The organism is Dactylosporangium vinaceum (genome assembly GCF_019904175.1).
Classification (GTDB): Bacteria; Actinomycetota; Actinomycetes; order Mycobacteriales; family Micromonosporaceae; genus Dactylosporangium; species Dactylosporangium vinaceum.
Map to the genome: position 1 here is coordinate 6,297,964 of NZ_CP061913.1, position 24,686 is coordinate 6,322,649.

The window sequence follows — 24,686 nt, forward strand, 5'->3', positions numbered from 1 at the left end:
CATGACACTCGTCGAGGTCGAGAACCTCCGGGTCACGTTCCCCGGGCCGGTCCACGCCGTGCGCGGGATCAGCTTCACCGTCGAGCGCGGCGAGTGCGTGGCCATCGTCGGCGAGAGCGGCTCCGGCAAGAGCGTCACCGCGCGCACCCTCGTCGGGCTGGCCGGCGCGACAGCCATCGTCGAGGCCGGCACGCTGCGCCTCGACGGCCGCGACACCATCGGCTTCGGCGACCGCGAGTGGCGGCGGCTGCGCGGCCGGGTCGCCGGGCTCGTCCTGCAGGACGCCCTGGTCTCCCTCGACCCGCTCAACACCGTCGGGCAGGAGATCGGCGAGGTCCTGCGGGTGCACGCCATCGGCACCGCGGGTGAGCGCACCGGGCGGGTCACCGCCCTGCTCGACGCGGTCGGCGTGCCGGACCCGGCCGAGCGGGCAGAGCAGTACCCGCACCAGCTCTCCGGCGGGCTGCGCCAGCGCGCGCTCATCGCCTCGGCCATCGCCGCCGACCCGCCGCTGCTCATCGCCGACGAGCCGACCACCGCCCTCGACGTGACAGTCCAGGCCCAGCTGCTGCGCCTGCTCGCCGAGCGCAAGGCCGCCGGGTCGACGCTGCTGCTGGTCAGCCACGACCTGGCCGTCGTCTCCTCGATCGCCGACCGGGTCCTGGTCATGCACGACGGCGTCATCGTCGAGCAGGGGCCGACCGCCGCCGTGCTCGCCGACCCGCAGCACGAGTACACCAAGCTGCTGCTGGCCGCGGTGCCCACCGCGGCCTCGAAGGGGCTGCGGCTCAGCTCGGCCGAGCGGGTGGCGCTGCCGCAGCGGGCCGTCGCGGCGGACGACGTCGTGCTGCGGGCCGAGGGGCTCCAGCACCACTACGGGGCCCGGCACGTCGTCGACGACGTCGGCTTCACCCTCGCCCGCGGCGAGACCCTGGGCATCGTCGGCGAGTCCGGCTCCGGCAAGACGACTGTCGCCCGGATCGCGCTCGGCCTCGTCGAGCCCGCGGCCGGCGCCGTCCACCTCGGCGGCACCCGCTGGAGCGGCGTGCCCGAGCGGCGCCGGCGGCCCCTGCGCCGGCGCATCCAGGTGATCGCCCAGGACCCGCTGAGCTCCTTCGACCCGCGGTACACCGTCGAGAAGCTCGTCGCCGAGCCGCTCGATCTGCGCGGCGCCGCCCGCCGGGACCGGGTCGTGGAACTCCTCGAACGGGTCGGGCTCGGCCCGGCCCACCTGCGCCGGCACCCGCGGGAGCTCTCCGGCGGGCAGCGCCAGCGGGTGGCGATCGCCCGGGCCGTCGGGCCGCGCCCGGACGTCATCGTCTGCGACGAGCCGGTCTCCGCGCTCGACGTGTCGATCCAGGCCCAGGTCCTGGACCTGCTCGCCGACCTGCAGGCGGCCGACGGCACCGCGCTGCTGTTCATCTCCCACGACCTGGGCGTCGTGCACCACCTCGCCGACCGGGTGCTGGTCATGCATGACGGCCGGGTCGTGGAGCAGGGCCCGGTCGAAGAGGTCTTCACCCGACCGACCGACGACTACACGAAGGCGCTGCTCGCCGCGGTGCCCCGGCTGGAGGCCGCCCGATGACCCACTCCGCAGTGCGGTTCTACGCCCTGGAGGTCGACGCGCCCGATCCGGCGTCCCTCGAGGCCCGGGTCCGGGCGGCCGAGGCGGCCGGATACGCGTTCGTCACGTTCCCCGACGACCCGCTGCGCGGCGGGATCGAGGCCGGCGTGCGGGCCGCGTTCCTCGCCCGGCGCACCACCCGCATCGGCCTCGCGCCGACGCTGCACGCGACCACCACCGAGCCGTTCCACCTCGCCACCCAGCTGGCCAGCCTCGACCACGCGTCGCTGGGCCGGGCCGGCTGGGTCGTCGGGGCCACGTCGGACCCGGCCGCCCTGGCCACCGTCGGGCGCACCGAGGTCGACCCGGCGGAGGTCGGTGACGTCGTCGACGTGGCCCGGCGGCTGTGGGACTCGTGGGAGGACGACGCCATCATCCGCGACGTGCCGACCGGGCGGTTCCTCGACCCGGCCCGCGTGCACCACGTGCACTTCGAGAGCCCGCGGTTCTCGATCGTCGGCCCGCTCATCACGACCCGCCCGCCCCAGGGGCAGGTGGTCGTCATCGGCTCGCCTGCACTCGGCATCACCGACCGCCTCGACGTGCTCGTGGTGGAGCCCGGCGCGGACGTCGAGCGGGGTGACGCCCTCGTGTTCGCGGCCGTGCCGGCCGGGTTCGACGTGTCCACACTGGACGGTGCCGCCGACGGTGTGCTGATCCGCGACGACGGCGGGGAGCTGGCGCCCGTCCCAGCCCCTTCGACCGCCGCCACGCTGCGTCAGGCCCTGGGCCTGGCCCGGCCGGCGAACCGCTTCGCACGTGCCCGGGGTACAGCATGAGCCGCTTCCTGCATCTGGGTGTCTTCTTCACCGGCGTCGGACCCAACCTGTTGTGGACCGAGCCCGACTTCGCCGACCACACGCACATCGACACGTTCCTGCACGTCGCCAGGGCCCTGGAGCGCGGCCTGTTCGACGCGTTCTTCCTCGGGGAGGGGCTGCGCGTGCGGGAGAACCGCGGCACCGTGCACGCCCTCGACGTCGCCGGGCGCCCCGACGCCATCACCCAGCTCGCCGCGCTTGCCGCGCAGACCACGCACATCGGGCTCGTGGCCACCCAGAACACCACGTACAACTACCCGGCCGACCTGGCCCGGCGCCTGGCCAGCCTCGACGCGGTGTCCGGCGGGCGGGCCGGCTGGAACATCGTGACCACCGACAACGCCTGGACCGGGGAAAACTTCCGGCACGGCGGCTGGCTGGCGCACGAGCGGCGCTACGAGCGGGCGTCGGCGTTCGTCGCGGCGGCCAAGGCGCTGTGGCGGGGTGAACGGGTCACCGCGGACCGCGACATCCTGCGCCTGGACGCCGTCGGCGCGGTGCCGCCGAGCCCGCAGGGGCGGCCGGTGCTGTTCCAGGCCGGTGACTCGCCCGGCGGCCGCGACCTCGCCGCCCGCCACGCCGACGTCGTGTTCTCGGCCAACACGAGCTACGAGAAGGCGGCCGCCTACGCGGAGGATCTGCGCGGGCGGCTGCGCGCGATCGGGCGGCCGGTGGACGCGGTGCGCATCCTGCCGGGCGCGTCGGTCGTGCTCGGCGACACCGCGGCCGAGGCCGAGGAGAAGGCCCGCTGGATCAAGCGCGAGCAGACGACCGGGCCGCGGGCCATCGCGTACCTGGAGCAGTTCTGGGGCAAGGACCTGTCCGGCTACGACCCCGACGGCCCGCTGCCCGACATCGACCCCGCCGAGGGCGAGCTGGACCCGTCCCGCGGGACGCTGCCGATCGAGTTTCGCACCGGCAAGGCGGCCCGCATCGCCGGCTGGCGCGAGCTGGCCGCGGAGCGCAACCTGTCGATCCGGGACCTGGTCATCGCGGTCAGCCCCGGCCACGAGAGCTTCACCGGCACGCCCGGGCAGGTCGCCGACGAGTGGGCCCGCTACGTGCGCGACGGCGTCGTCGACGGCTTCAACCTGCTCCCCCAGCAGCTGCCCGGCACCGTCGAGGACGTGGTGGACCGGCTGGTGCCCGAGCTGCAGGCGCGCGGCGTGTACCGCACCGAGTACACCGGCACCACCTTGCGGGACCACCTGGATCTCGATCCCTCTTCCCTATCGAATCACTAGGAAATTGGCTAGACTGGCATGACCGGTACACCAGCGGAAGGACGGGCCGAACCGATGACCTCGCCCGCACTGCTCTCCCCCGCCGACCTGCGCCGCGTCTTCGGGGCGTTCCCGACCGGCGTGACGGCGATCGCCGCGATCGTCGACGGCACCCCGGTCGGCCTCGCCGCCAGCTCGTTCACGTCGGTGTCCCTCGACCCGCCGCTCGCGTCGGTGTGCATCGCCCGCACCTCGACCACCTGGCCGGTCCTGCGCCGGGCCCCCCGCCTCGGCGTCAGCGTGCTCGCCGCCGACCAGGAGCGCCTCGGCCGCCAGCTCGCCCAGCGCGACGGCGACCGGTTCGCCGGGGCCACCTGGCGGGCCAGCCGCGACGGGGAGATCCTCCTCGACGGCGCGTGCGCCTGGCTGGACTGCAGCATCGAGGAGGAGTACCCGGCCGGCGACCACGTCATCGTCCTGCTGCGCATCCACGACCTCGACGCCGACCACGCCGCCGCGCCGCTGGTCTTCCACCGCAGCGCCTTCGGCCGCCTGCACCGGGCGGCGTAGCCGTTCAGCCCGTCATGAACTGCCGCAGCAGCCCGGGGACCGCGGCCTCGGCCACCCGGACGGCCTCGGCGTCGGCGACGTCGAGGATCGCGTAGCCCTGGCGGCCGCCGGCGGTGGTCGCGGTGAGCGTCGTCAGGCCGGCCCGGCGCTGGAACAGCGACGTGGTCAGGTTCCAGCCGATGACGGCGTCGGTGCGCAGCACGTAGCGGCGCCGCACCAGGCTCCCCTGGCGGCTGACCAGCCAGCCGCCGGTCACCGCGTGGCCGAGCGCCCCGGCCCGGTCCCAGGCCAGCAGCAGGCCGAGCGGCAGCAGGGCCAGGGCCGTCAGGAACGCCCACCACGGCACCCCGGCCACCAGCACCGACGCCAGCACGATCAGGATCATGACCGTGCTCGTCACGCCGGCCCGGGTGAACCGGCGCAGCGTGGCCCGGCGGCCGTGGCCGGCCAGCGCCATCCGCAGCGGCTCGGCGGCGCCGATGACCGTCCCGGCCACGTCCGCGGCGACCGTGTGCGGCGCCGGCGGCAGCAGGACGGAGCCGCCGCGCTCGGCGCCGCGGCCAACCCGCAGTCCGGTGGCGATGGCGAGGACCCGGGCACCGCCGACCGCCCGCAGCAGCAGCGGCTCGCTGAGCTCCACCCCGCGCAGCCGGCGCTCCTCGATCGTGGTGTTGCGGGTGGTGAGCAGCCCGCGCCGCACGTGCAGGGTGCCGCTGTCGTGCCGGCTGAGCCGGAAGCCCCAGAACGCCAGGACGTAGCCGACTGTCGACGCGACGGCGGTGAACACCACGATCCCGGCGATGACCAGCAGGATCGCCACCGGCAGCGGCCGCTGCTGCAGGTAGTCGATCGACGCGTGCACGAGACCGATCTTCGTGAGGTCGACGTGGCTCTCGTTCACCAGCCGCGACCCGAGGCCGACAAGCACACCGATCGTGACCAGGCCCGACAGCGTGAACGGGCCGTATCTGATCCAGCCCGGCCGCAGCGCCGCGAGCAGCGTCTCCTGGGTGGCGCTCGCCACCTCCGGCACCGCGGTGGTGCCCGGCGCGGCCACCGGGCGGTGCAGGAGCTCGCGGTGCAGGTTCTCGGCCGCGGCGGCGCCGAGCCCGTCGAACTTCACGCCGTCGTTCTTCTTGTCGGTCTGGCCGGTGCCGACGGTGACCCGGGCCAGGCCGAAGACGCGGTGCAGCAGGTGCGCGGTGACGTCGACGGTGCGGATGCGGTCGCGGGGCACGGTCAGCGTGCGCCGGCGGATGAGGCCCCGGCGGACCTGGACGTATTCGGGGGTGATCCGGAACGACGTGGTGAAGTAGCGCAGGAAGCCCAGCCCGATGCCGAGCCCGCCGATGCCGAGCGCCCACCAGCCGCCGTCCGCGCCGTTGTTGGTCTGCACCCCGACGAGCACCGCGATCAGCGGGAAGATCAGCCGGCGCAGCTCCATCACGGGGTGGACCGCCAGCATCCGCGGGCTCAGCCGCCGCCAGCCGTCGCCGGTGTCCGCCACCGCCCCCTCGGCCGGCCCGAGCGCGGTGGTCACGTGGCGTCCCCGGTCGACTGGCCGACCCGGCTGGTCAGGTCGGCGACGAGCCGGTCGGCGTCGGCCGCGGCCAGCCCCTCGATCTTGATCGGACCGGCCGCCGAGGCCGTCGTCACCGTCACGTTCGCGAGCTTGAACAGCTGTTCGATCGGCCCGCGCTCGCTGTCGACGGTCTGCACCCGCGAGATCGGCGCGATCCGCCGCTCCTGGCTGAGCCACCCCGTCTGGGTGTACACCGCCGTCGGCGTCGCCTCCCAGCGGTGCACCCGGTAGCGCCACTGCGGCATCGCGACCAGGTGCGCCGCGGCCAGCACCAGCCAGGCCGCGGCCACGAGCACGTGCGGCAGCCGGCCCCCGTCGCTGTCGGCGAACCACCAGATCGCCTGGGGCACGATCAGCACGATCCACAGCACCGCGGCCCGGGCCGCCCAGTACCACAGGGCGCGCGGACTGACCCGGTGCATGGGCGGCCGCAGCCGCACCACCTCTGCCGTCATCCGATCATCATGGACCCTGCCACCGCGGGATCATCAAGACATATGTCATGGGTGGGCGCCGTCACTTCGTCCGTTTGTGCAGGTACCTCCCCGGGTACGCGAACCACTGATTGGATCGCAGGGCTAAAGGAGAATAGATGTCGACCGACGCGATTGTGCTGCTCAAAGACGACCACAAGACCGTCAAGCGGCTGTTCAAGGAGTTCCAGAGCGCCGAGGACGGCCCGGCCGCGCGCAAGGCCGAGATCGTGGAGCAGATCCTCAAGGAGCTGACGGTCCACACGTACATCGAGAACGAGGTCATGTACCCCGAGGTCCGCAAGCTCCTGCCCGACCTCGAGGACGACGTGCTCGAGTCGTACGAGGAGCACCACGTCGCCGACGTGCTGTGCTTCGAGCTGGCCGCGATGGACGCCGAGGACGAGCACTTCGACGCGAAGGTCACGGTGCTCATCGAGAACGTGACCCACCACATCGAGGAGGAGGAGCAGGAGTGGTTCCCGAAGGTCCGCGAGGGCCTGGGCCGCAGCCAGCTCCAGGAGATCGGCGCGAGGATGCTCGAGCTCAAGCCGAAGGCCCCGACCCGGCCCACGCAGCCGGCGGCGCTGAAGAAGGCGCTCGACGCGATGCGCGCCTGAGGAGGCGACAGTGGTCAACTTCGGATACACCCTGATGACCGAGCAGAGCGGACCGAAGGATCTGGTCCGCTACGCGGTGCGGGCGGAGGAGGCCGGCTTCGACTTCGAGGTCTGCAGCGACCACTACTCGCCGTGGCTGACCGAGCAGGGCCACGCGCCCTACGCCTGGTCGGTCCTCGGCGCCGTGGCCCACGCGACCGAACGCGTCGAGCTGGCGACCTACGTGACGTGCCCGACCCAGCGGTACCACCCGGCGGTCGTCGCCCAGAAGGCGGCCACGCTGCAGCTGCTGGCCGACGGCCGCTTCACCCTCGGCCTGGGTGCCGGGGAGAACCTCAACGAGCACGTCACCGGCGAGGGCTGGCCACCGGTCGCCCAGCGCCAGGACATGCTCGAGGAGGCCGTGCAGATCATCCGGGCCCTGCACACCGGCGACCTGGTGACGTGGGAGGGCGACTACTTCCGGGTGGACTCCGCCCGCATCTGGGACACCCCGGACGGCGGTGTCCCGATCGGCCTGGCCGTGTCGGGCGAGAAGTCGGTCGAGCGCTTCGCCCCGCTGGGCGACCACCTGATCGCCGTCGAGCCCGACGCCGACCTGGTCAAGGGCTGGAACAAGGCCCGCCCCGCGGGTGCCGCGAGGTCCCGGGCCATCGGGCAGATCCCGATCTGCTGGGCTCCGTCCCGGCAGGAGGCGGTCGACCTGGCCCACGAGCAGTTCCGCTGGTTCGGCGGCGGCTGGTTCGTCAACGCCGACCTGCCCACGCCGGCCGGCTTCCACGCGGCGAGCCAGTTCGTGCGCAAGGAGGACGTCGCGGACTCGATCGCCTGCGGCCCCGACCTGGACGAGCTGGCCGAGAGCGTCAGGCCCTACTGGGAGGCCGGCTTCACGGACGTCGCGGTCGTGCAGGTCGGCGACGTCCTGCAGCAGCGCTTCCTGGACGAGGCCGCGGGGCCGCTGCTGGAGCGCCTGCGCACCCTCGCGAAGTAGCACCTGGGGCGGGTCCGGGAGGCCCGTGCCCGTGTGGTCGAGAGCCGGCCCTCGTCATGAGGGCCGGCTTTCGTCGTGCGGGCCGGCTTTCGTCGTGCGGGCCGGTCCGAAGCGCACACAGTGCGGGCCGGCCCCCGCGTCGCGGGAGCCGGCCCTCGTCATGCCTGCGGGCGGCGCTGCGCCCTTATGCGACCGAGGCCGGGAACCGGTCCCAGACGCGGTGCAGGGGCAGGAGCGCCTGCACCGCCTCGAGTGTCGCCGCGCCGTCCTCGCCCGTGACGACGCCCGGTGAGCCGGCCACGCCGACCTGCTGCAGGGCCTCCGCGCCGGTGCCCCAGGCGCCGATCGCCTTGCCGTGGCGCCACGCCTCGTCGATGAGCAGGAGCACGCGCGGGTCGACGGTCGCCGAGTCCGAGGCGCCCGCCTTCGCGTCCCGCGCCGGTATCGCATCGGGCGACGGCGCCGGCGCGGCGGCCAGCAGCAGCGCGTCGAACTCCACCGAGCGGGCGGCGGCGAAGGTCCGCTGGACCGTCAGGTCGCCGATCAGGCCACCGTGCGGCCCGATGACGAGCGGGACCATGCCGGCGCCGAGGATCGTGCGGCGGACCGCGTCGACGTCCTCGGTGCCGCCGGTCTGCGGGCCCACGACGATGCCGATGACCCGGCCGTCCGGGGGCCACGCCTGGCCGACCTGCGACAGTGCCGGGCTCGGTGCGACGTCGGCCACCGGCTCCGTCGCCTCGGGGGTGGGCAGGCCCAGGCCCGCGGCCACCTCGGCGCACAGCACCGGGTCGATGTTGGCCAGGCACTGCAGCTGCCGCTCGCGGATCTCCTGGTGGTAGCAGCGCGACAGTTCGAACGTGTAGGCGTTGATGATGTGCTCGCGCTCGACAGGCGTCATGCTCAGCCAGAACAGCCGGACCTGGCTGTAGTGGTCGGCGAACGAGGCCGGGCTCGCCCGCACCTTCGGCGCCTCGGTGACGGTCACCGGCAGGTCGGCGAACGCGGCCTGGTCGGCGCCCGCGGTGAACGGGTTGCCGCCGTCGAGGGAGTTGGGGCGGTACGGCGCCACCCCGCCGTGCACCGCCTGCTGGTGGAAGCCGTCGCGGAGCATGTCGTTGACCGGCGCGTGCGGCCGGTTGACCGGGATCTGGTTGAAGTTCGGCCCGGCCAGGCGGGTGATCTGGGTGTCGACGTAGGAGAACAGGCGGCCCTGCAGCAGCGGGTCGTTGGTGACGTCGATGCCCGGGGGCAGGTGACCCAGGTGGAAGGCGCTCTGCTCGACCTCGGCGAAGAAGTTGGTCGGGGTGCGGTCAAGCACCATGCGCCCGACCGGCTGCACCGGTGCGAGCTCCTCCGGCACCATCTTCGTCGGGTCGAGCAGGTCGACGCCGGCGAACGTCTCGTCCGCCGTGTCCGGGAACACCTGCAGACCCAGCTCCCACTCGGGGAACGCGCCGGCCTCGATGGCGTCGTACAGGTCGCGGCGGTGGTAGTCCGGGTCGACGCCGGCGATCAGCTGCGCCTCCTCCCAGGTGAGGGAGTGCACGCCGAGCTTGGGCTTCCAGTGGAACTTCACCAGGGCGGTGTCGCCGGCCGCGTTGACGAGCCGGAAGGTGTGGACGCCGAAGCCCTCCATCATCCGGTACGAGCGCGGGATGCCCCGGTCGGACATGTTCCACATCGTGTGGTGCTGGGCCTCGGTGTGCAGCGACACGAAGTCCCAGAACGTGTCGTGGGCGCTCTGGGCCTGCGGGATCTCCCGGTCCGGGTGCGGCTTGCCGGCGTGGATGACGTCCGGGAACTTGATCGCGTCCTGGATGAAGAACACCGGGATGTTGTTGCCGACGAGGTCGAAGTTGCCCTCCTCGGTGTAGAACTTCGTGGCGAAGCCGCGGGTGTCGCGGACCGTGTCGGCCGAGCCCCGGGAGCCCAGGACCGTCGAGAAGCGCACGAAGACCTCGGTGCGCACGTCCTTGGCCAGGAACGCGGCCCTGGTGACGTCGGCCGCGGTCCCGTACCCGATGAAGTAGCCGTGCGCCCCGGTCCCACGGGCGTGCACGACCCGCTCGGGGATGCGCTCGTGGTCGAAGTGCGTCATCTTCTCGCGGAAGTGGTGGTCCTGCAGCAGGACCGGGCCGCGCGGCCCGGCCTTCAGCGAGTGGTCGGTGTCGCGCAGGCGGGTGCCGGTCGACGTGGTGAGGAAGTCGCCCTGCTGCGCCTTGGAGATCGGCGGTGCCCCGGTCGCCACGCCGGTGGGGCTGACCGTCGCCGGGGTCCCCTGCTCCTTGGACGGGGGCGGCGGGCCGGTGGGGTCGGTCGGCTCGGTCAAGGACGGCGTGACGCTGCCCGGCTTGCCGGGCACGTCGGGCGTCAGCGCGTTTGTCACCTTGGCGGCGGCGGCCTCGACCACGTCTTTGACCACCTCGGTTGGCTTGCGGGATTCCATACGGCCGCCGGTACCCGGGCGGATCGGGGCAAAACAAACCAGCCGATCGATCAAGATCGTGAATCGCGGCACTGGCCGGGCCTGCGGATTGACGGTTGACGGTCGCTGCCCGTAGCGTCGGCGGTACTTGACGGCGACAGGAAGCCGGTGAAAGCCCGGCACGGTCGCGCCACTGTGAGCCGCACACCTCCGGGTGCGCGGTGAGTCAGACCCTCCGCCGTCAGCCGCCACTGCACTAGAGGGACGCAAGATCCCTGAAGGAGGCTCATATGAGCGTGTCATCGTCGACCCCGGCCGCCGTCGCCACTGCGGCACCCGTCGTCATCCCGCTGTCCCGGTCACTCGTCTGGCTGGTCGGCACGGCCGCATTCGCCGCCCTGCTGTACTACTTCATCGGCATCGACCAGGGCGCCGTGTCGGTCTTCGGCGCCGACGCGCACGTGCACGAGTTCGTGCACGACGGCCGCCACTTCCTCGGTTTCCCCTGCCACTGAGGCACCGAATCCGTGGAAAAGCGCATCATCCTGCGCGGCGCGCTGGCCGGCCTGGCCGCCGGCCTCGTCGCGTTCATCTTCGCGCGCATCTTCGCCGAGCCGCTGATCCAGCAGGCCGTCGACTACGAGAGCGGCCGCGACGAGGCCCAGCACGCCCTGGACTCGGCGGCCGGGGCCGCCGTCGCCGACGAGCACAGCCACGAGCTGTTCAGCCGGACCGTCCAGGGCAATGTCGGCATCGGTGTGGGCATGCTGCTGTTCGGGCTGGCCATGGGGGCGCTGTTCGCTGTCGCGTACATGGTCTGCCTGGGCCGCGTCGGCAACCTCCGCCCGCGCAGCCTGGCCCTGATCCTGGCCGGGGCCGGGTTCCTCACGTTCTACTTCGTGCCGTTCCTGAAGTATCCGGCGAACCCGCCCGCGGTCGGCCACGAGGAGACCATCGGCCAGCGCAGCGCCTACTACCTCATCCTGCTCCTGGCCTCGATCGCGTTCCTGATCCTGGCCACCGTCCTCGGCCAGCGGCTCAAGCCCCGGTTCGGCACCTGGAACGCCACCGTGATCGCGGGGGCGGCGTTCGTGGTGGCCACCGCGGTCCTGGGCTTCCTGCTGCCGTCGTTCGGCGACCTCCCCACGAACGTCGCCGACTACGGCAGGCACGCCTCGGAGACACCGCTGCCACTGCGCAACGAGGCGGGGGACATCGTGTTCCCGGGATTCGACGCGGACCTGCTCTATACATTCCGCCTGTACTCCCTGGCCGCGCAGCTGCTGCTGTGGAGTGCGATAGGGCTCATCTTCGCGCCGCTGGCCGAGCGGCTGCTGGGCGGCCGGCCGATCCGGGTCGAGGCTCCGGTCGCCGCCTGACGCCGACCGGCTGCGGACCTCGGGGCGCGGCCGCCGGCCGCGCCCCGTTCAGTCCGGCTGGAAGAAGGCCACCATCCGCTGCGCGGCGTCCGGGGCCATCAGCATCTCCTGGACGCTCGCGGACATGCGCGCGGCGGCGCCGGTGCGTTCGAACATCTCCCGCTCGTAGTCCGCGACGGCGCCCGGCACGTCCCGCGGCCGCGCGACAAGGGCCAGCGCGAGCCGGGCACCGTCGAGCAGGGCCATGTTGGCGCCCTCGCCCACCGGTGGCATCAGGTGGGCGGCGTCGCCGACGAGCGTGACGTCCGGCCGTGACGGCCAGGTCAGCCCGGCCGGCAGCGTGCTGATCGACCGGGTCACGACCGTGTCGTCGCACGCCTCGATGAGCGCGATGATCTTCCGGTCCCAGCCGGGGAGCAGCTCGATCAGGCGGGCCCGGGCGCGGGCCGGGTCGTCGAGCGGGATCCCGGCGCTGTCGAACCAGCCCTCGCCGGTGTTGTAGAAGCTCACGCCGATGCGGACGCGCCCGTCGCCGTTGCGCTGCGCGCCCAGGGAGATGCCGTCGCCGAGCACCCAGAAGTTGCCGCGGCCGACCATCGCCGCGAGGTCGGGGTGGGTGCTGTCGATGTCGGGGATGCCGATCTCGACGACGTGCTGGCCGACGGGGGCGGGGCGGGCGTCGGTGAGCAGGGGCCGAACCTTCGACCAGGCGCCGTCCGCGCCGACGAGCAGGTCGTAGGGCACGCGGTGGCCGTTGGTGAAGTGCACCTCGCCGTGCTCGGCCCGCTGGAAGGCGTACCCCCACATGACGGTCTTCTCGGGGAGGGCGTCGAGGAACAGGTCGCGCAGGTCGGCCCGGTCGATCTCGGGCCGGAGCATCGGCGCGTCGTCGGGCGTGTCCTCGCGGTGCAGGAGGGTGCCGGACGGGTCGAGGAGGCGCATGTCCTGGCCTTCGCCCCGGGCCGTGGCCAGGAACCGGTCGAGGAGGCCGGCTTCGCGCAGCGCCGGCTGCCCGGAGTGGATGTCGAGCATGCCGCCCTGGCCGCGGGCCGTGCGGTGGGCGTCACGCTCGTATACGGCGGCGCCGATGCCGTGCACGTGCAGGACCCGGGCCAGGGCCAGGCCGCCGGGCCCGGCGCCGATGATGACGATCCTGGGCCTGCCGGCCGTTGCGCTGTTCACGATCGCTCCCCACTACGCCGTCCGGCGCGCTGCGCCGCCTGCCTCAATACGTCGTATGAGTTCGATACGGCGTATTGCTTCAATACACTGTATCGAGTGAGGCACTGTATTGTCGACGCCATGGTGCTGTGGGAGCGACCCGAGCCGCCGGAGCGCCCGGCTCCGACCCCGCTGAACCGCGAGGTGATCGTGCGCGCGGCCATCCGCCTGGCCGACGCCGACGGGCTGGAGGCGGTCTCGCTGCGCAAGGTCGCCGCGGAGCTGAACGTCGGCCCGATGCGCCTGTACGGGTACATCGACACCAAGGAAGACCTGCTGGACCTGATGGTCGATGCGCTGCACGCCGAGATCCGCCCGACCGGCGACGGCTGGCGCCCGATGTTGCGCTCCCTGGCCGAGGCGACCCGCGAGGTCGTGCACCGCCACGAGTGGTTCGCCGACCTGATCGGCGGCCGCCCCCAGCTCGGCCCGAACGCCCTGGCCCGGGGCGAGCGGGTGATGTCGGCCATGCACGACGTGGACACCGACACGGTGATGCCGCTGGTGGACGCCGTGAACGCCTACATCATCGGCGCCGTCCGCCGGGAAACCGCCGAGCGCCGCGCCGAACGCGAGACCGGCCTGGACGAGCGGGAGTGGCAGTCGTTCTACGGCCCGTACCTGATGCGCGTCTTCGCCACCGGCCAGTTCCCGGCCCTGGCGGCGGTGATCCGCGACGCCAAGCACCTGGACGCGGACGAGACCTTCGAACTGGGCCTCGATCTGCTCCTGGACGGCTTCGAGGCCCGCCTCGCCCGCTCGGAGCCGTAATTCGCTCAGCGCCGTCGCCCGACGGGCGACGGCCTGCACGATGAGCAGCGGTCCGCACGATGAGCGACTGCCCCCACGATGAGCGGCGGCTCGCACGACCGGGAGAGGCGACCCTCATGACGAGGGCCGCCTCGCAAGCACCGGGAGCGGCTCAGGACGACGGATACGGGCTGTCGTTCAGCAGCTTCGCCAGGTGCGCGGCGTTCGCGGCGAGCGTCTTCGTAGCCGTGCCCGTCGTGTCCGGCTTCGGCCCGGCGTCGGCGTAGTCGACCTTGCCCATGGCCTCGCCGACCCAGTACGTGCCGCCCGCCGCCGGCACCGTGAAGCCCACGTCGTTCAGGGCCTGGTAGACCTCGGCGGTGACGTGGTGGGCGCCGTCCTCGTTGCCGACCACGCCCACGACGGCGACCTTGCCGTACATCGTGGACTCGCTGATCTCCGCGTCGAGCCGCTCCAGGACCACCTTGCAGACCGACGCCGGCTGGCCCATCCAGATCGGCGTGGCGATGACCAGGATGTCGGAGCCGAGCAGCTTCGTGCGGATCGACGGCCAGGCGTCGCCGGAGCCCTCGTCGGCGGTGACGCCGTACTTCACGTCGTGGTCGACCACGCGTATCACCTCCCCGTCGACGTCGTGGTCGGCCAGGGCGGCCAGGATCTCGCGGCCGAGCAGCTCCGAACTGGACGGTGCGGGCGACTTCTTCAGCGAGCAGACGAGCACGAGGGCGCGCATCTACAGGAACTCCTTCCGGTACATGTCGATGAGCTCCGCGTAGTTGGGGCCGATGTTGGCCACGTACACCTCGTCGAAGCCGGCGTCCTCGTACTGCTTGAGCTGCTCGGCCTGCTTCGCCGGGTCGGGGCCGCAGGCGATGGCCGACGCGACCTGGTCGCGGGTCACCAGCTGCGACGCCTGCTCGAAGTGCTTCGGCGACGGCAGCACCTGGGACAGCTCGCCCGGCAGGCCGGCGTTCGGCCACAGGCGGTGGGCGATGTCGACGCCCTCGGACTCGGTCGGCGCGAACGCGGCCTTGAAGCCGCCCTGCACCGGCTTGTCGCCGCCGCCGGCCTCCCGGAAGCCCTTGACGAGGTCGGCGTCGGGCATCGTCAGGATGTACCCGTCGGCGATCCGGCCGGCCAGGTCCAGGGCCTTGGGCCCGAACGCGGACATGTACACCTTCGGGGGCGTCGACGGCCGGGTGTACACCTGGGCCTGCTCGACCTCGTAGTGCTGCCCGCGGTGGTTGACGAACCCGCCGTCCCACAGCTTCCGCATCACCTCGACCGACTCTTCCAGCATCTCCAGGCGCTCGGCGGCCGAGGGCCAGCGCGCGCCGATCACGTGCTCGTTCAGCGCCTCCCCGGTGCCGACGCCGAGCACGAACCGCCCCTCGTGCAGCACCGCGCTGGTGGCCGCGGCCTGGGCCACGACGGCCGGGTGGATGCGCTGGATCGGGCACGTGACAGCGGTGGTGACAGGGATCGTGACGACCTGGCTCAAGGCCCCGATCATCGACCAGACGAACGGGCTCTGGCCCTGCTCGTCGTTCCACGGATGGTAATGGTCGGAGATCCACAACCCCTGGAACCCGGCCTCCTGAGCCAGCCGGGCCTGCTCGATCAGCTGAGCCGGGGTGTACTCCTCACACGACAAGAAATACCCGATGCGCATGACATGCAACTACCCACGAAGCATCGCCTGTACCGTGGCCGCGTCCTCATTGGCCCCGAACAGCGCGGTGCCGGGCTCCATCCGCACGCCCTGCGCGAGCGGCCCGGCGAGGACCGGGTCGAAGCCGAGCGCGTCGACGATCGCCGCGACCGCCGCCACGTCGTCCGGCGCGTCACCGGCGATCGCGATCGCCCGCCGGCCGGGCGTGCCGGCGGGGCGGGCACCGTCCTCGAGGTCGTGGTACCCCATGTGGTTGAACGCCTTGACCACCCGCGCCGGTGCCAGGAACGCCTGGACGATCTCGCTGGACGAGGTCAGGTCGTCGCGGACCCCGTCCACCTCCCACCAGTAGTTCATGGCGTCGATGACCAGCTTCCCGCGCAGTGACGGCGCCGGCACGGTGCGGTACTTCCCCAGCGGCAGCGCCAGGATCACCACGTCGGCCCGCCGCGCCGCCGCGTCCGCCGTCACCGCCTGTGCACCCGGTGCGAGGACCTCGACGATGAGCGCGATCCGGGCCGGGTCACCGGACCCGGCGATGAGGACGTCGTAGCCGGCGGCGACGGCCAGACGGGCCAGCACGGTGCCCACCTTCCCCGCCCCGAGGATGCCGATCGTCGTCATGCCAGCAGGTCGCGGACCATCGGCAGCACCTTGGTGCCGAACAGCTCCACGGAGCGCATCCGAGCCCCCACCGGCTGTGCGCCCGCCGTGTAGATGAGGTCGAACCGGCCCACGCCCAGGTCCTTGACCGTCCGGGCGATCTTGCGGGCCACGGTCTCGGGGCCGCCGAGATACAGCGAGCCGCCGGCGACCTCCGCCTCGAACTCCGAGCGGCGCAGGGCCGGCCAGCCGCGCTGGGCGCCGATGCGGTCACGGATGGTTTTGAAGGGGCCGAAGAACAGCTCCTTCGCCTGCTCGTCAGTGTCCGCGACGAACCCGGGCGAGTGCATGCCGACCGGATGGGCGAACGTGCCGAGCTGGTCGGCGGCGCGGCGGTACAGCTGCAGATAAGGCTTGAAGCGGTTCGGGTCTCCCCCGATGATCGCCAGCATGAGGGGCAGGCCGTAGCGGGCCGTGCGGACCACGGACTGTGGCGACCCGCCCACGCCGACCCACGTGGGCAGCCGTCCGGACTCGGTCTTGGGGAACACGTCGGCTTCGGACAGGGGCGCCCGGGTGGTACCGCTCCAGCTCACCGGCTTCTCGTCGAGCAGCTTCACGAACAGCTCGAGCTTCTCCTCGAACAGCACCTCGTAGTCCGCGAGGTCGTAGCCGAACAGCGGGAACGACTCCGTGAACGACCCGCGCCCCAGGATCACCTCGGCCCGCCCGCCCGAGATGGCGTCGACGGTGGCGAAGCGCTGGAACACGCGCACCGGGTCGTCCGAGCTCAGCACGGTGACGCCGGAGCCCAGCCTGATCCGCGAGGTGCGCCCGGCGATCCCGGCGAGGACCGTCTCCGGGGTCGAGATGGAGTACTCCGGCCGGTGGTGCTCACCCAGCGCGATGGCGTCGACACCGAGCTCATCGGCGAGCACGGCCTCCTCGACGACCTGCCGGATCGCCGCGGCGTACGACAGCGGCGCGCCGGTATGGTCCACCGGGACGTCACCGAACGTGTCGAGACCGAACAGCAGCTCGCTCATGCTGACCTCCGTTGATTGACGCGTCAATCATGCCGCCCGTATGATTGACGCGTCAAGCACATGGAGGTGACGCCCGTCATGCGTCGGCTACCGGCCCGGGATGAGCTCAGGACGTGGCGTGAGTTCATCGAGACCGCGGAGGCGCTGCGCAGCGCGCTGGCCACCCGGCTGCACCACGACACCGGCCTGTCACCGGCCGACTACGCCGTCCTATTGGCCCTCAGCGAGGCCGACGGCGGCCGCCTGCGCTCCTCCGAACTGGCCGAGCGGTGCGGGTGGGAACGCAGCCGACTGTCCCACCACCTGCCCCGCATGGAGCGCCGCGACCTGATCCGCCGCGAGGACTGCCCCACCGACAACCGCGGCGCCGAGATCGTCCTGACCCGCGCGGGCGCGGCCGCCTTCCACGCGGCGACGGTCCCGCACCTGACCGCCGTCCGCGAGCTCTTCGTCGACGCCCTGACCACGGCCCAGCTGGCCGCGGCGGCCGACCTTGCCGCCGCGCTGCGGTCACACCTCACTGACGGAGCGTAGCGGCGCCCCTGCCCGGTGCAGGGTGGCGTCGAGGAACGTCTCCAGCGTCTCGCCCATGAGCTCGGCCAGGGTCCGCTCATTGCCGGGCTGGTTCCAGCGGTTGCGGGCGGCGAAGAACACGGCGGCCGCCGTCCACCCGGCGACGGCGGCGGCCCGCTCATCGGTGCCCCGCTCGCCCAGTGCGCCGGCGATGCGGCCCGCCAGCCCGGCCCGCTTCACCAGTTCGCGCTCCTGCAGCTCCGGGCTGGCCGCGATGACCCGGCCGAGCAGCACCGAGCCCGCGCGGTACCGCTCGTAGGTGGTGTCGGCCACCCGCTGCAGGGCAGCCACGGCGGCGTGCAGCGGGTCGAGCGCCTGCGGCTGCGCGGCGATCTCGGCCGCGATGAGCTCCTCCGACGCCTCCTGGCCGGCGAAGACGACCTCGCGCTTGTCGGCGAAGTGGTGGAAGAACGTGCGCCGGTTGAGCCCGGCCCGCTCGGCGATCTGCGCGACTGTCGTCTGCTCGAAGCCCTGCTCGTCGAAGAGCGTCAGCGCGGCCTCGCGCAGCCGGTCGTACGCGCCGGGTTCCCATCTCGCCATGGCCTCCAGCCTACGTGATTGCACTCAGTGGCATTATCGCGCTAGGCTGATGCCACTGAGTGCAATCACCGCCTGCGCCGCACCGTTCGTTCGTCATCTCCCGTGCCACACCGCTCGTCCTCCACCGCTCGCCTGCTCTTCTCGCCTGCACTGCTCGTGCTGAACGGAGTCCATTCCATGGCTGACTTCACCGCCGGTGACCTGCCCGACCTGCACGGCCGGACGGCGATCGTGACCGGCGCCAACTCCGGCGTCGGGCTGGCGACCGCCCGCGCGCTGGCCCTCGCCGGCGCCCGGGTCGTGCTCGCCGTGCGCAGTCTCGACCGGGGCCAAGCCGCCGCCCGCACGATCACCGGCGACACCGAGGTGCGCCGGCTCGACCTCGCCGACCTCGCCTCCGTGCGCGCCTTCGCCGCCGCCTGGACCGGCCCGGTCGACCTGCTCATCAACAACGCGGGCATCTCCGTCCCGGACCGGCGGCGCACGGCCGACGGGTTCGAGCTCCAGTTCGCCACCAACCACCTCGGGCCGTTCGCGCTGACCAACCTGCTGCTCGAGCACGTCACCGACCGGATCGTGACCGTCTCCTCACAGGCCGAACGGATGGGCCGCCTCGACCTGGACGACCCCAACGACGAGCGGCGCCCCTATCGGGAGTCGGCCGCGTACAACCGCTCCAAGCTGGCCAATCTGCTGTTCACCGCCGAGCTGCAGCGCCGCCTCGACGCCGCCGGGTCACCGGTCCGCGCCGTCTCCGCCCACCCCGGCCTCGTGCAGAGCGCGATCTACTCGGAGTCCGGGGCGGTGCTCCGCCTCATGGTCCGGCTGCTCGGCCAGAGCGCCGACGAGGGCGCCCTCCCGGTCCTGTACGCCGCGGTCGCCGACCTGCCCGGCGACAGCTTCACCGGCCCGAGCCGCTGGGCCCACATGCGCGGCGCCCCGGAGCTGATCAACCGCTCCGCCACCGCCCGCGACGCCGGCCTCGCCGCGCGGCTGTGGACGCTGTCCGAGCGGCTCACCGGCACCCACTTCCCGCTCGGCCGCCAATTCTCCACCGATCCAGTATGAAATCGGCCACACCGGGCGGCCGGGCGGAACAAGCACCGCGCCCGTTGATTTGATCTGCTGTGTGACCACCTCTCCGACGACGACCGGCCTGCGCACCGCGGCCGACCCGGCGCCACTGTTCACCCCGTACGCCCTGGGCGACGTCAACCTGGCCAACCGCTTCGTGATGGCCCCGATGACGCGGCAGTTCTCGCCCGGCGGCGTGCCCGGCCCCGACGTCGCCGCGTACTACGCCAGACGGGCCCCGCACGTCGGGCTCATCGTCACCGAGGGCACCTACGTCGACCACCCGTCGGCCGGGTCGAGCGACCGGGTGCCCCGCTTCTACGGCGCCGACGCGCTGGCCGGCTGGCGCTTCGTCGCCGAGGCCGTCCACGCGGCCGGCGGCCGGATCGTCCCGCAGCTGTGGCACCTCGGCGCCGTCCGCACGGCCGGCTCCCCACCCGACCCCGGCGCGCCGGTCCTGAGCCCGTCCGGCCTGCGCGCCGACGGCACCGCGGTCGGCGAGCCGGCCACCGCCGCCGACCTGGACGCGGTGGTGGCCGCGTTCGCCCGGGCCGCCGCGGACGCCCAGCGCGCGGGCTTCGACGGCGTCGAGATCCACGGCGCCCACGGCTACCTCCTCGACCAGTTCCTGTGGCCGGGCACGAACCGCCGTACCGACCACCACGGCGGCAGCCCCGCCAACCGAGCCCGCCTCAGCGCCGAGGTGATCGCCGCGATCCGGGCGGCCACCGGCCCCGCCTTCCCGATCCTGTTCCGCTTCTCCCAGTGGAAGGGCGGCCACTTCGACGCCCGCATCGCCGACACGCCGGCCGAGCTGGAGCAGCTCCTCGCCCCACTCGTGGACGCCGGCGTCACCGCCCTGCACGTCTCGACCCGCCGCTACTGGCTGCCCGCGTTCGACGACACGGCGCTGACCCTGGCCGGCTGGACGAAGAAGCTCACCGGCCTGCCGGTCATCGCCATCGGCTCGGTCGGCGTAGCCCAGGCGTTCCGGGGCGAGCACGAGGAGCAGGCCGGCTCCCTGAGCCTGGCCCCGCTGCTGGAGCGCTTCGACCAGGGCGAGTTCGACCTGATCGCCCTGGGCCGCGCCCTGCTCTCCGACCCGGCCTGGCCCACCAAGCTGGCCGAGGACCGCCTGTCCGAGATCCACCCCTACGACAAGGCCGACGAGACCCGCCTGACCTGACCCTCGCTTCAGCGTCCGCATCACCGAGGGCCGGCCCGCCGTCACAGCCGCCGGCCCTCGGACGGCCCCGTCACCCGGCCGGCGCGGCGAGTTGCTCGTCCCTGCCCCGGCCGGCGTTTGCGCAGCTCGTTCGGCCGGCCGTGTTCAGGCGGTCGTTCGGCCGGGTTGTTTTGCGCGGCGCCCGGCCGGGCACAGGAAAACCATCATGGAGCCCCCGACCTGCCTGCTCTACCTTCTCACGGTCGGCCGCGAGAAGGAGCTGGTGCTGCGGGTGCACGACACCGACCTCTCCCGCCAGCAGCTGTCCGAGTGGATGGAGACCGGGGCCGTGCATCCCTTGACGGTGTCCCGCTCGGGCGATGACCAGACCTCGACGCTGCTGATCAATTTCAGTCACGTGGTGGGCGCCCGGCTGGCCCTGTACAGCGACGGCCGCTCCACCTCCTTCTGACGCCAGGCGTGAGCAGGCCACCGGCCGCAACTCCTGCCGCTCTCTGACGGTCACTCTCCATGACCCCGCCCGGCCGCCAGAAAGGTAGCCGGCGGCCGGCCCGTCAACGACGTGTGCGCGGGTCTGGGTCGGCTACCGGCAAGGCCGCGCTTGACCAAGGCCTGCACACCGGCGGCCGACTCGCATACCTCAAGCCCGGGCTACCCCCTCCAAGGCGGTGACCGGCGGCTCAGCCCGAGGAGTGGACAAGCTCCCGAACGCGCTCGACCCGCACCGGCACCACGTTGGCCGCCCGAACCCTGCCGGGCAGCAGAACCGAGTCGACAAGCCACCCGAGGCCAAGCAGCCCGACGGTCCCGAGATACCACCACCCGAGCCGCCGCCGCCCGAGATAGAAGTGGTGCGCCCCGAAAACCCCAAGTAGAAGCCACCAGGTGTACGCCACCACAACCGACTTCCGCCGCTCCCCCACAGCGACCCGGTCACCCACCGTCACCGCCACCCCCGACCCAACCAACGCCGACGCCGCACCCTCCCTTGCCGCCGACGCAGCATGCTCCCCCGACGCCGACGCAGCATGTTCCTCCGACGCCGACGCAGCTCGATCAATTTCCGACAGCCCGAACCCACCGGCGCCGCCTCCGACCGCCCCCGACCGCGCCGCCCCGATCGCCGTCGACGTCGACCTACCACGCTCGACATCCGTCGACATCGACGCCGCGACATCGATTTCAGTCGACGCCGACCGCCCCGGCTCGATTGCCGTCGACATCGACACCGAATAGCCGACTTCCGTCGATGTCGACACGCGAGGGTCGACAACCGTCGACGCCGACACCGCAACGTCGATTCCACTCGACGTCGCCACCACCGGGTCGATCCCGGCCGAGCTCGACACCACACGGTCGACTTCGGCCGACGTCAACACCGCTGCGCCGGCCCCGGCCAAACTCGACACCACACATTCGATCTCGCTCGACCTCGACACCACAGGGTCGACTTCAGCCGACGCCGACACCGACACCGAGGTGCCGACATTCGCCAACGGCGACGCCGGCGGGTTGACGATCGTCGACATCGACTTCGAGCCAGATAGCGCAGCCGTCCTGTTCGCAGCCGGAGCCGCGGCCGTTGCAGAGGTACAGGCGGAGGCCGGTGCAGAGCTCGAGGCGAAGGCTGGTGCGGAGGCCGGGGCAGAGGCCGGCGCGGAGGCCGGCGCGGAGGCCGGGGCGGAGGCCGGGGCAGAGGCCGGCGCAGAGGCCGGCGCGGAGGCCGGCGCGGAGGCCGGGGCAGAGGCCGGGGCAGAGGCCGGCGCGGAGGCCGGCGCGGAGGCCGGCGCGGAGGCCGGCGCGGAGGCCGGCGCGGAGGCCGGCGCGGAGGCCGGGGCAGAGGCTGGTGCGGAGGCCGGCGCGGAGGCTGGTGCGGAGGCCGGGGCAGAGGCTGGTGCGGAGGCCGGTGCGGATGCTGAGGACGCGATGGAAATTGGGGCCGGATTCGTGCTGGGGATGACGGTCGGGTCGTCCAGCACTGTTTCGCGCAGGCCGATGAAGCCGTGCAGGCGCTTGAGCCACGCCGGCGCCCACCAGTTCGCCGCGCCGAGCAGTGTCATCGTCGCCGGCACCAGCACGCACCGGACCAGGGTTGCGTCCACCGCAACCGCCACCGCCAACCCCAGGCCGATCTGCTGCACACCGCCCATCTCGCCGGTCACGAAGCAGCCGAACACGATCACCATCAGCAGCGCGGCCGACGTGATGATCCGGCCCGAGTGCTGCAGCCCGCGCCGCACGGCGACGTCAGTCGGGAAGCCCCTGTCCGTGTACTCCTTGATCCGGCCCAGCAGAAACACCTCGTAGTCCATCGACAGCCCGAACGCGAAGGCGAAGACGCTCACCACCGTGAACGGGCTGAGCCCGCCGACCGTCAGCACGCCCAGCGGCCCGGCCAGGAAACCGTGCTGGAATACGGCGGTCAGCACACCGAACGTGGCCCCCAGCGACACGAGGTTCATCAGCACGGCCTTCAGCGGCACCACCACCGAGCCGGTCATCGCGAACAGCAGCACGACCATCGCCAGCAGCGTCACCCCGAGCGCGAGCGGCAGCCGGTCGGTGATCTGCCCGACCACGTCGGTGACCATGGCGCCACTGCCCGTGACCCAGGACTCGCCGCCGCCCGGCCGGTCGGCCCGGATGCGTTCCACGAGGTCACGAGCGGCCGGCCCTTCCGGGTCACCGAGTGCCTCGATACCCAGCGTGGTCAGCCCGTTGCCGGCGTCCGCGGCCGGATGGATCAGACGCACCCCGGCGGTGCCGGCGAACCGGGCCGCCCATGCGTCGAGCCCGGCCGGGTCGAGGTGCGCGACGACGATGACGGCCGGCGCCGCGCTCTGCCCGTAGCTGTCGGTCAACGCGCGCTCCACCTGCACCGACTCCATCGACGGCGGCAGCGCGCCGAGGTCGTCCAGGTGGATGGCGGTGTCCAGGGCCGGCAGCGCGACGGCGACCAGCGCCACCCCGCCGAGCACGGTGGTCAGCAGCGGCCGGCGCTGCACGATGCGGGCCAGACCAGCGAAGAAGCCCATTTCGGGGGTACTGCGACCAGCCCGCCTCGACGGCCGGATGCGCTTGCGAAACAGGCCGAGCAACGCCGCCGTGAACGTCAGCGACACCAGCATCGCCGCGATGGCCACCGAAATCCCGGCCGCGCCGAGGGCCGACAGTCCCGTGATCCCGAACAGCAGGAGCCCGCTCAGCGCTGCGGCAACCGTCAACGCACTGAACGCGATCGTGCGCCCGGCCGTCGCCCAGGCCCGTGACACGGCAACCGCAGGCTCAAACCCGGCCGCCAACTCCTCCCGGTACCGCGCGACCAGCAACAGCCCGTAGTCGATCGACAACCCGAGTCCGAGCAGCGTGACGATCGTGACGGCGTTCGAGTCCAGCTCGGTGAACTTCGTGAAGACCAGCAGCATGATCATCGAGAACGCGATCGACACGACGGCGGCCAGCACCGGCATGCCGGCCGCGATGATGCCGCCGAAGATGAACACCAGCACCACGAGCGTAATGGGCAGCGACATCGTCTCCGCCTTGGACAGGTCCGCCCCCGCCTGCGCGTTGGCCTGCTGATTGAGCACGGGCCCGCCACCGACCCGCACCCGGGCGTCGGCCTGCCCGTGCTCGCGCAGCGTCACCGCACCGGCATGCAGCGCATCGGTGAGCGCGGTCGCGGCGGTGTCCTGGGCATCGTCGTCGAGGTTGGCCAGGTCCACCTGGATGAGCAGTCCGCGCCGGTCCTTGGCGAGCAGCGCCCCCGCCTGCTCGGGCGGCACCCCCTGGTCGAACGGCGTCACCACCCGGCTGACGCCGGCGATCCCGCGCAGCCCCCCGGCGATCGCCAGCACATCACCCCGGACCGACGCCGCCGCCGGATCGACGCCGTCGACGACCCCGATCACGGTCCCGCCCTGCGTCGACTGCGTAGCCAGGACGTCCTGCCCCCGGAACGACTCCATGTTCTTGGGGCTGTTGTCGGACGCCAGCGCATCGAACACCGGCCCGGCGGCCAGGACACCGAGCACCACGGCGGCCAGCCAGAGTCCGAGCACCCCCCACCGATGCCGGAAACACCACTGCCCGACCCGCGCGATGAACCCGTGTGCCATAGCCATCCCCAATGCCGGACCCGTCACGAATCAACGCACTCAGCCTCGTCACCGGGGACCCCGAACACACTGCCGCCGACCACCGAGTCGACCGGCGGGCCAGCCCCAGCCCCGGCCGGGGGCCAGCCCTACCAGCGGCAGAACTCGATTAGCGTCGACATCGACCAA

The 24,686-nt window shown here is 72.5% G+C and carries 23 protein-coding genes and 1 riboswitch; of the genes, 13 read left to right on the top strand and 10 right to left on the bottom strand.

Annotated elements, in window-relative coordinates:
- Position 1: 1 nt before the first annotated feature.
- The 4 genes from Dvina_RS28305 to Dvina_RS28320 are packed head-to-tail and all read left to right on the top strand — an operon-like array spanning position 2 to position 4,241.
- The gene (locus Dvina_RS28305; protein WP_223092375.1) at positions 2–1,588 is read left to right on the top strand and encodes a dipeptide ABC transporter ATP-binding protein; all 1,587 of its coding nucleotides are present in this window, start codon (positions 2–4) and stop codon (positions 1,586–1,588) included.
- A complete protein-coding gene (locus Dvina_RS28310; protein WP_223092376.1) occupies positions 1,585–2,406 on the top strand; it encodes an LLM class flavin-dependent oxidoreductase in 822 nt (273 codons plus the stop codon). The genes Dvina_RS28305 and Dvina_RS28310 overlap by 4 nt, the downstream gene beginning before the upstream one ends.
- A complete protein-coding gene (locus Dvina_RS28315) occupies positions 2,403–3,692 on the top strand; it encodes an LLM class flavin-dependent oxidoreductase (RefSeq protein WP_223092377.1) in 1,290 nt (429 codons plus the stop codon). The genes Dvina_RS28310 and Dvina_RS28315 overlap by 4 nt, the downstream gene beginning before the upstream one ends.
- A gap of 54 nt (positions 3,693–3,746) precedes the next feature.
- On the top strand, positions 3,747–4,241 hold the full coding sequence (locus Dvina_RS28320; protein WP_223092378.1) for a flavin reductase family protein: 495 nt from the start codon (positions 3,747–3,749) through the stop codon (positions 4,239–4,241).
- Between the two features lie 4 nt (positions 4,242–4,245).
- On the opposite strand, the gene Dvina_RS28325 is transcribed toward Dvina_RS28320, so the two are convergent.
- Positions 4,246–5,781: a PH domain-containing protein gene (locus tag Dvina_RS28325; RefSeq protein ID WP_223092379.1), complete on the bottom strand. Its 1,536-nt coding sequence runs from the start codon at positions 5,779–5,781 to the stop codon at positions 4,246–4,248.
- Positions 5,778–6,278, bottom strand: coding sequence for a PH domain-containing protein (locus Dvina_RS28330; RefSeq protein WP_246655372.1), 501 nt, complete (start codon positions 6,276–6,278; stop codon positions 5,778–5,780). The genes Dvina_RS28325 and Dvina_RS28330 overlap by 4 nt, the downstream gene beginning before the upstream one ends.
- 137 nt (positions 6,279–6,415) lie before the next feature.
- On the opposite strand from Dvina_RS28330, the gene Dvina_RS28335 reads away from it, so the two are divergent.
- A complete protein-coding gene (locus tag Dvina_RS28335; RefSeq protein ID WP_223092380.1) occupies positions 6,416–6,916 on the top strand; it encodes a hemerythrin domain-containing protein in 501 nt (166 codons plus the stop codon).
- 10 nt (positions 6,917–6,926) lie between these two features.
- Positions 6,927–7,907: an LLM class F420-dependent oxidoreductase gene (locus Dvina_RS28340; RefSeq protein WP_223092381.1), complete on the top strand. Its 981-nt coding sequence runs from the start codon at positions 6,927–6,929 to the stop codon at positions 7,905–7,907.
- Between the two features lie 184 nt (positions 7,908–8,091).
- Here the strand turns inward: Dvina_RS28340 and Dvina_RS28345 are convergent, their stop codons facing one another.
- Complete coding sequence (locus tag Dvina_RS28345) at positions 8,092–10,356, bottom strand: catalase (protein WP_223092382.1); 2,265 nt, start codon at positions 10,354–10,356, stop codon at positions 8,092–8,094.
- 82 nt (positions 10,357–10,438) lie between these two features.
- Positions 10,439–10,592: riboswitch (cobalamin riboswitch) on the top strand.
- Positions 10,593–10,625: 33 nt separating this feature from the next.
- Here Dvina_RS28345 and Dvina_RS28350 point away from each other — a divergent pair.
- A complete protein-coding gene (locus Dvina_RS28350) occupies positions 10,626–10,850 on the top strand; it encodes a CbtB domain-containing protein (protein WP_223092383.1) in 225 nt (74 codons plus the stop codon).
- A 12-nt stretch (positions 10,851–10,862) separates the two neighbouring features.
- A complete protein-coding gene (locus Dvina_RS28355; protein ID WP_223092384.1) occupies positions 10,863–11,714 on the top strand; it encodes a CbtA family protein in 852 nt (283 codons plus the stop codon).
- A gap of 48 nt (positions 11,715–11,762) precedes the next feature.
- Here the strand turns inward: Dvina_RS28355 and Dvina_RS28360 are convergent, their stop codons facing one another.
- Positions 11,763–12,896 (bottom strand): FAD-dependent oxidoreductase, encoded by a 1,134-nt coding sequence (locus tag Dvina_RS28360; protein WP_223092385.1) that lies wholly within the window; start codon positions 12,894–12,896, stop codon positions 11,763–11,765.
- A gap of 96 nt (positions 12,897–12,992) precedes the next feature.
- Between Dvina_RS28360 and Dvina_RS28365 the strand changes: the two genes are divergently transcribed.
- Entirely contained in the window at positions 12,993–13,706 is a 714-nt protein-coding gene (locus Dvina_RS28365; protein WP_246655373.1) for a TetR/AcrR family transcriptional regulator, read from the top strand.
- Between the two features lie 151 nt (positions 13,707–13,857).
- On the opposite strand, the gene Dvina_RS28370 is transcribed toward Dvina_RS28365, so the two are convergent.
- The 4 genes from Dvina_RS28370 to Dvina_RS28385 are packed head-to-tail and all read right to left on the bottom strand — an operon-like array spanning position 13,858 to position 17,027.
- The gene (locus Dvina_RS28370; protein WP_223092386.1) at positions 13,858–14,439 is read right to left on the bottom strand and encodes a flavodoxin family protein; all 582 of its coding nucleotides are present in this window, start codon (positions 14,437–14,439) and stop codon (positions 13,858–13,860) included.
- Complete coding sequence (locus Dvina_RS28375) at positions 14,440–15,378, bottom strand: TIGR03557 family F420-dependent LLM class oxidoreductase (protein WP_223092387.1); 939 nt, start codon at positions 15,376–15,378, stop codon at positions 14,440–14,442.
- A gap of 9 nt (positions 15,379–15,387) precedes the next feature.
- Positions 15,388–16,002, bottom strand: coding sequence for an NADPH-dependent F420 reductase (locus tag Dvina_RS28380; protein ID WP_223092388.1), 615 nt, complete (start codon positions 16,000–16,002; stop codon positions 15,388–15,390).
- Positions 15,999–17,027, bottom strand: a complete 1,029-nt coding sequence (locus Dvina_RS28385) for an LLM class flavin-dependent oxidoreductase (RefSeq protein WP_223092389.1) — start codon at positions 17,025–17,027, stop codon at positions 15,999–16,001. Before Dvina_RS28385 ends, Dvina_RS28380 begins: the two co-directional genes overlap by 4 nt.
- 78 nt (positions 17,028–17,105) lie before the next feature.
- Between Dvina_RS28385 and Dvina_RS28390 the strand changes: the two genes are divergently transcribed.
- Entirely contained in the window at positions 17,106–17,561 is a 456-nt protein-coding gene (locus Dvina_RS28390; protein WP_246655374.1) for a MarR family winged helix-turn-helix transcriptional regulator, read from the top strand.
- On the opposite strand, the gene Dvina_RS28395 is transcribed toward Dvina_RS28390, so the two are convergent.
- Complete coding sequence (locus Dvina_RS28395) at positions 17,538–18,140, bottom strand: TetR/AcrR family transcriptional regulator (protein ID WP_223092391.1); 603 nt, start codon at positions 18,138–18,140, stop codon at positions 17,538–17,540. The genes Dvina_RS28390 and Dvina_RS28395 overlap by 24 nt on opposite strands.
- Before the next feature lie 177 nt (positions 18,141–18,317).
- On the opposite strand from Dvina_RS28395, the gene Dvina_RS28400 reads away from it, so the two are divergent.
- From Dvina_RS28400 to Dvina_RS28410, 3 genes are all read left to right on the top strand, one after another.
- A complete protein-coding gene (locus Dvina_RS28400) occupies positions 18,318–19,208 on the top strand; it encodes an oxidoreductase (RefSeq protein ID WP_223092392.1) in 891 nt (296 codons plus the stop codon).
- Between the two features lie 61 nt (positions 19,209–19,269).
- The gene (locus Dvina_RS28405; protein ID WP_246655375.1) at positions 19,270–20,400 is read left to right on the top strand and encodes an NADH:flavin oxidoreductase; all 1,131 of its coding nucleotides are present in this window, start codon (positions 19,270–19,272) and stop codon (positions 20,398–20,400) included.
- Between the two features lie 205 nt (positions 20,401–20,605).
- Entirely contained in the window at positions 20,606–20,851 is a 246-nt protein-coding gene (locus Dvina_RS28410) for a hypothetical protein (RefSeq protein ID WP_223092394.1), read from the top strand.
- 229 nt (positions 20,852–21,080) lie between these two features.
- Here Dvina_RS28410 and Dvina_RS28415 read toward each other — a convergent pair whose 3' ends face one another.
- Positions 21,081–24,524, bottom strand: a complete 3,444-nt coding sequence (locus tag Dvina_RS28415) for an MMPL family transporter (protein WP_343217021.1) — start codon at positions 24,522–24,524, stop codon at positions 21,081–21,083.
- Positions 24,525–24,686: the final 162 nt, after the last annotated feature.

Excerpts from the sequence above, each read along its gene's own strand:
- Dvina_RS28315 (WP_223092377.1), top strand. The coding sequence starts at position 2,403 with ATGAGCCGCTTCCTGCATCTGGGTGTCTTCTTCACCGGCGTCGGACCC.
- Dvina_RS28375 (WP_223092387.1), bottom strand. The coding sequence starts at position 15,378 with ATGCGCATCGGGTATTTCTTGTCGTGTGAGGAGTACACCCCGGCTCAG.
- Dvina_RS28335 (WP_223092380.1), top strand. The coding sequence starts at position 6,416 with ATGTCGACCGACGCGATTGTGCTGCTCAAAGACGACCACAAGACCGTC.
- Dvina_RS28310 (WP_223092376.1), top strand. The coding sequence starts at position 1,585 with ATGACCCACTCCGCAGTGCGGTTCTACGCCCTGGAGGTCGACGCGCCC.
- Dvina_RS28395 (WP_223092391.1), bottom strand. The coding sequence starts at position 18,140 with ATGGCGAGATGGGAACCCGGCGCGTACGACCGGCTGCGCGAGGCCGCG.
- Dvina_RS28305 (WP_223092375.1), top strand. The coding sequence starts at position 2 with ATGACACTCGTCGAGGTCGAGAACCTCCGGGTCACGTTCCCCGGGCCG.
- Dvina_RS28380 (WP_223092388.1), bottom strand. The coding sequence starts at position 16,002 with ATGACGACGATCGGCATCCTCGGGGCGGGGAAGGTGGGCACCGTGCTG.
- Dvina_RS28415 (WP_343217021.1), bottom strand. The coding sequence starts at position 24,524 with ATGGCTATGGCACACGGGTTCATCGCGCGGGTCGGGCAGTGGTGTTTC.
- Dvina_RS28345 (WP_223092382.1), bottom strand. The coding sequence starts at position 10,356 with ATGGAATCCCGCAAGCCAACCGAGGTGGTCAAAGACGTGGTCGAGGCC.
- Dvina_RS28320 (WP_223092378.1), top strand. The coding sequence starts at position 3,747 with ATGACCTCGCCCGCACTGCTCTCCCCCGCCGACCTGCGCCGCGTCTTC.
- Dvina_RS28390 (WP_246655374.1), top strand. The coding sequence starts at position 17,106 with ATGCGTCGGCTACCGGCCCGGGATGAGCTCAGGACGTGGCGTGAGTTC.
- Dvina_RS28330 (WP_246655372.1), bottom strand. The coding sequence starts at position 6,278 with ATGACGGCAGAGGTGGTGCGGCTGCGGCCGCCCATGCACCGGGTCAGT.
- Dvina_RS28400 (WP_223092392.1), top strand. The coding sequence starts at position 18,318 with ATGGCTGACTTCACCGCCGGTGACCTGCCCGACCTGCACGGCCGGACG.
- Dvina_RS28370 (WP_223092386.1), bottom strand. The coding sequence starts at position 14,439 with ATGCGCGCCCTCGTGCTCGTCTGCTCGCTGAAGAAGTCGCCCGCACCG.
- Dvina_RS28350 (WP_223092383.1), top strand. The coding sequence starts at position 10,626 with ATGAGCGTGTCATCGTCGACCCCGGCCGCCGTCGCCACTGCGGCACCC.
- Dvina_RS28410 (WP_223092394.1), top strand. The coding sequence starts at position 20,606 with ATGGAGCCCCCGACCTGCCTGCTCTACCTTCTCACGGTCGGCCGCGAG.
- Dvina_RS28385 (WP_223092389.1), bottom strand. The coding sequence starts at position 17,027 with ATGAGCGAGCTGCTGTTCGGTCTCGACACGTTCGGTGACGTCCCGGTG.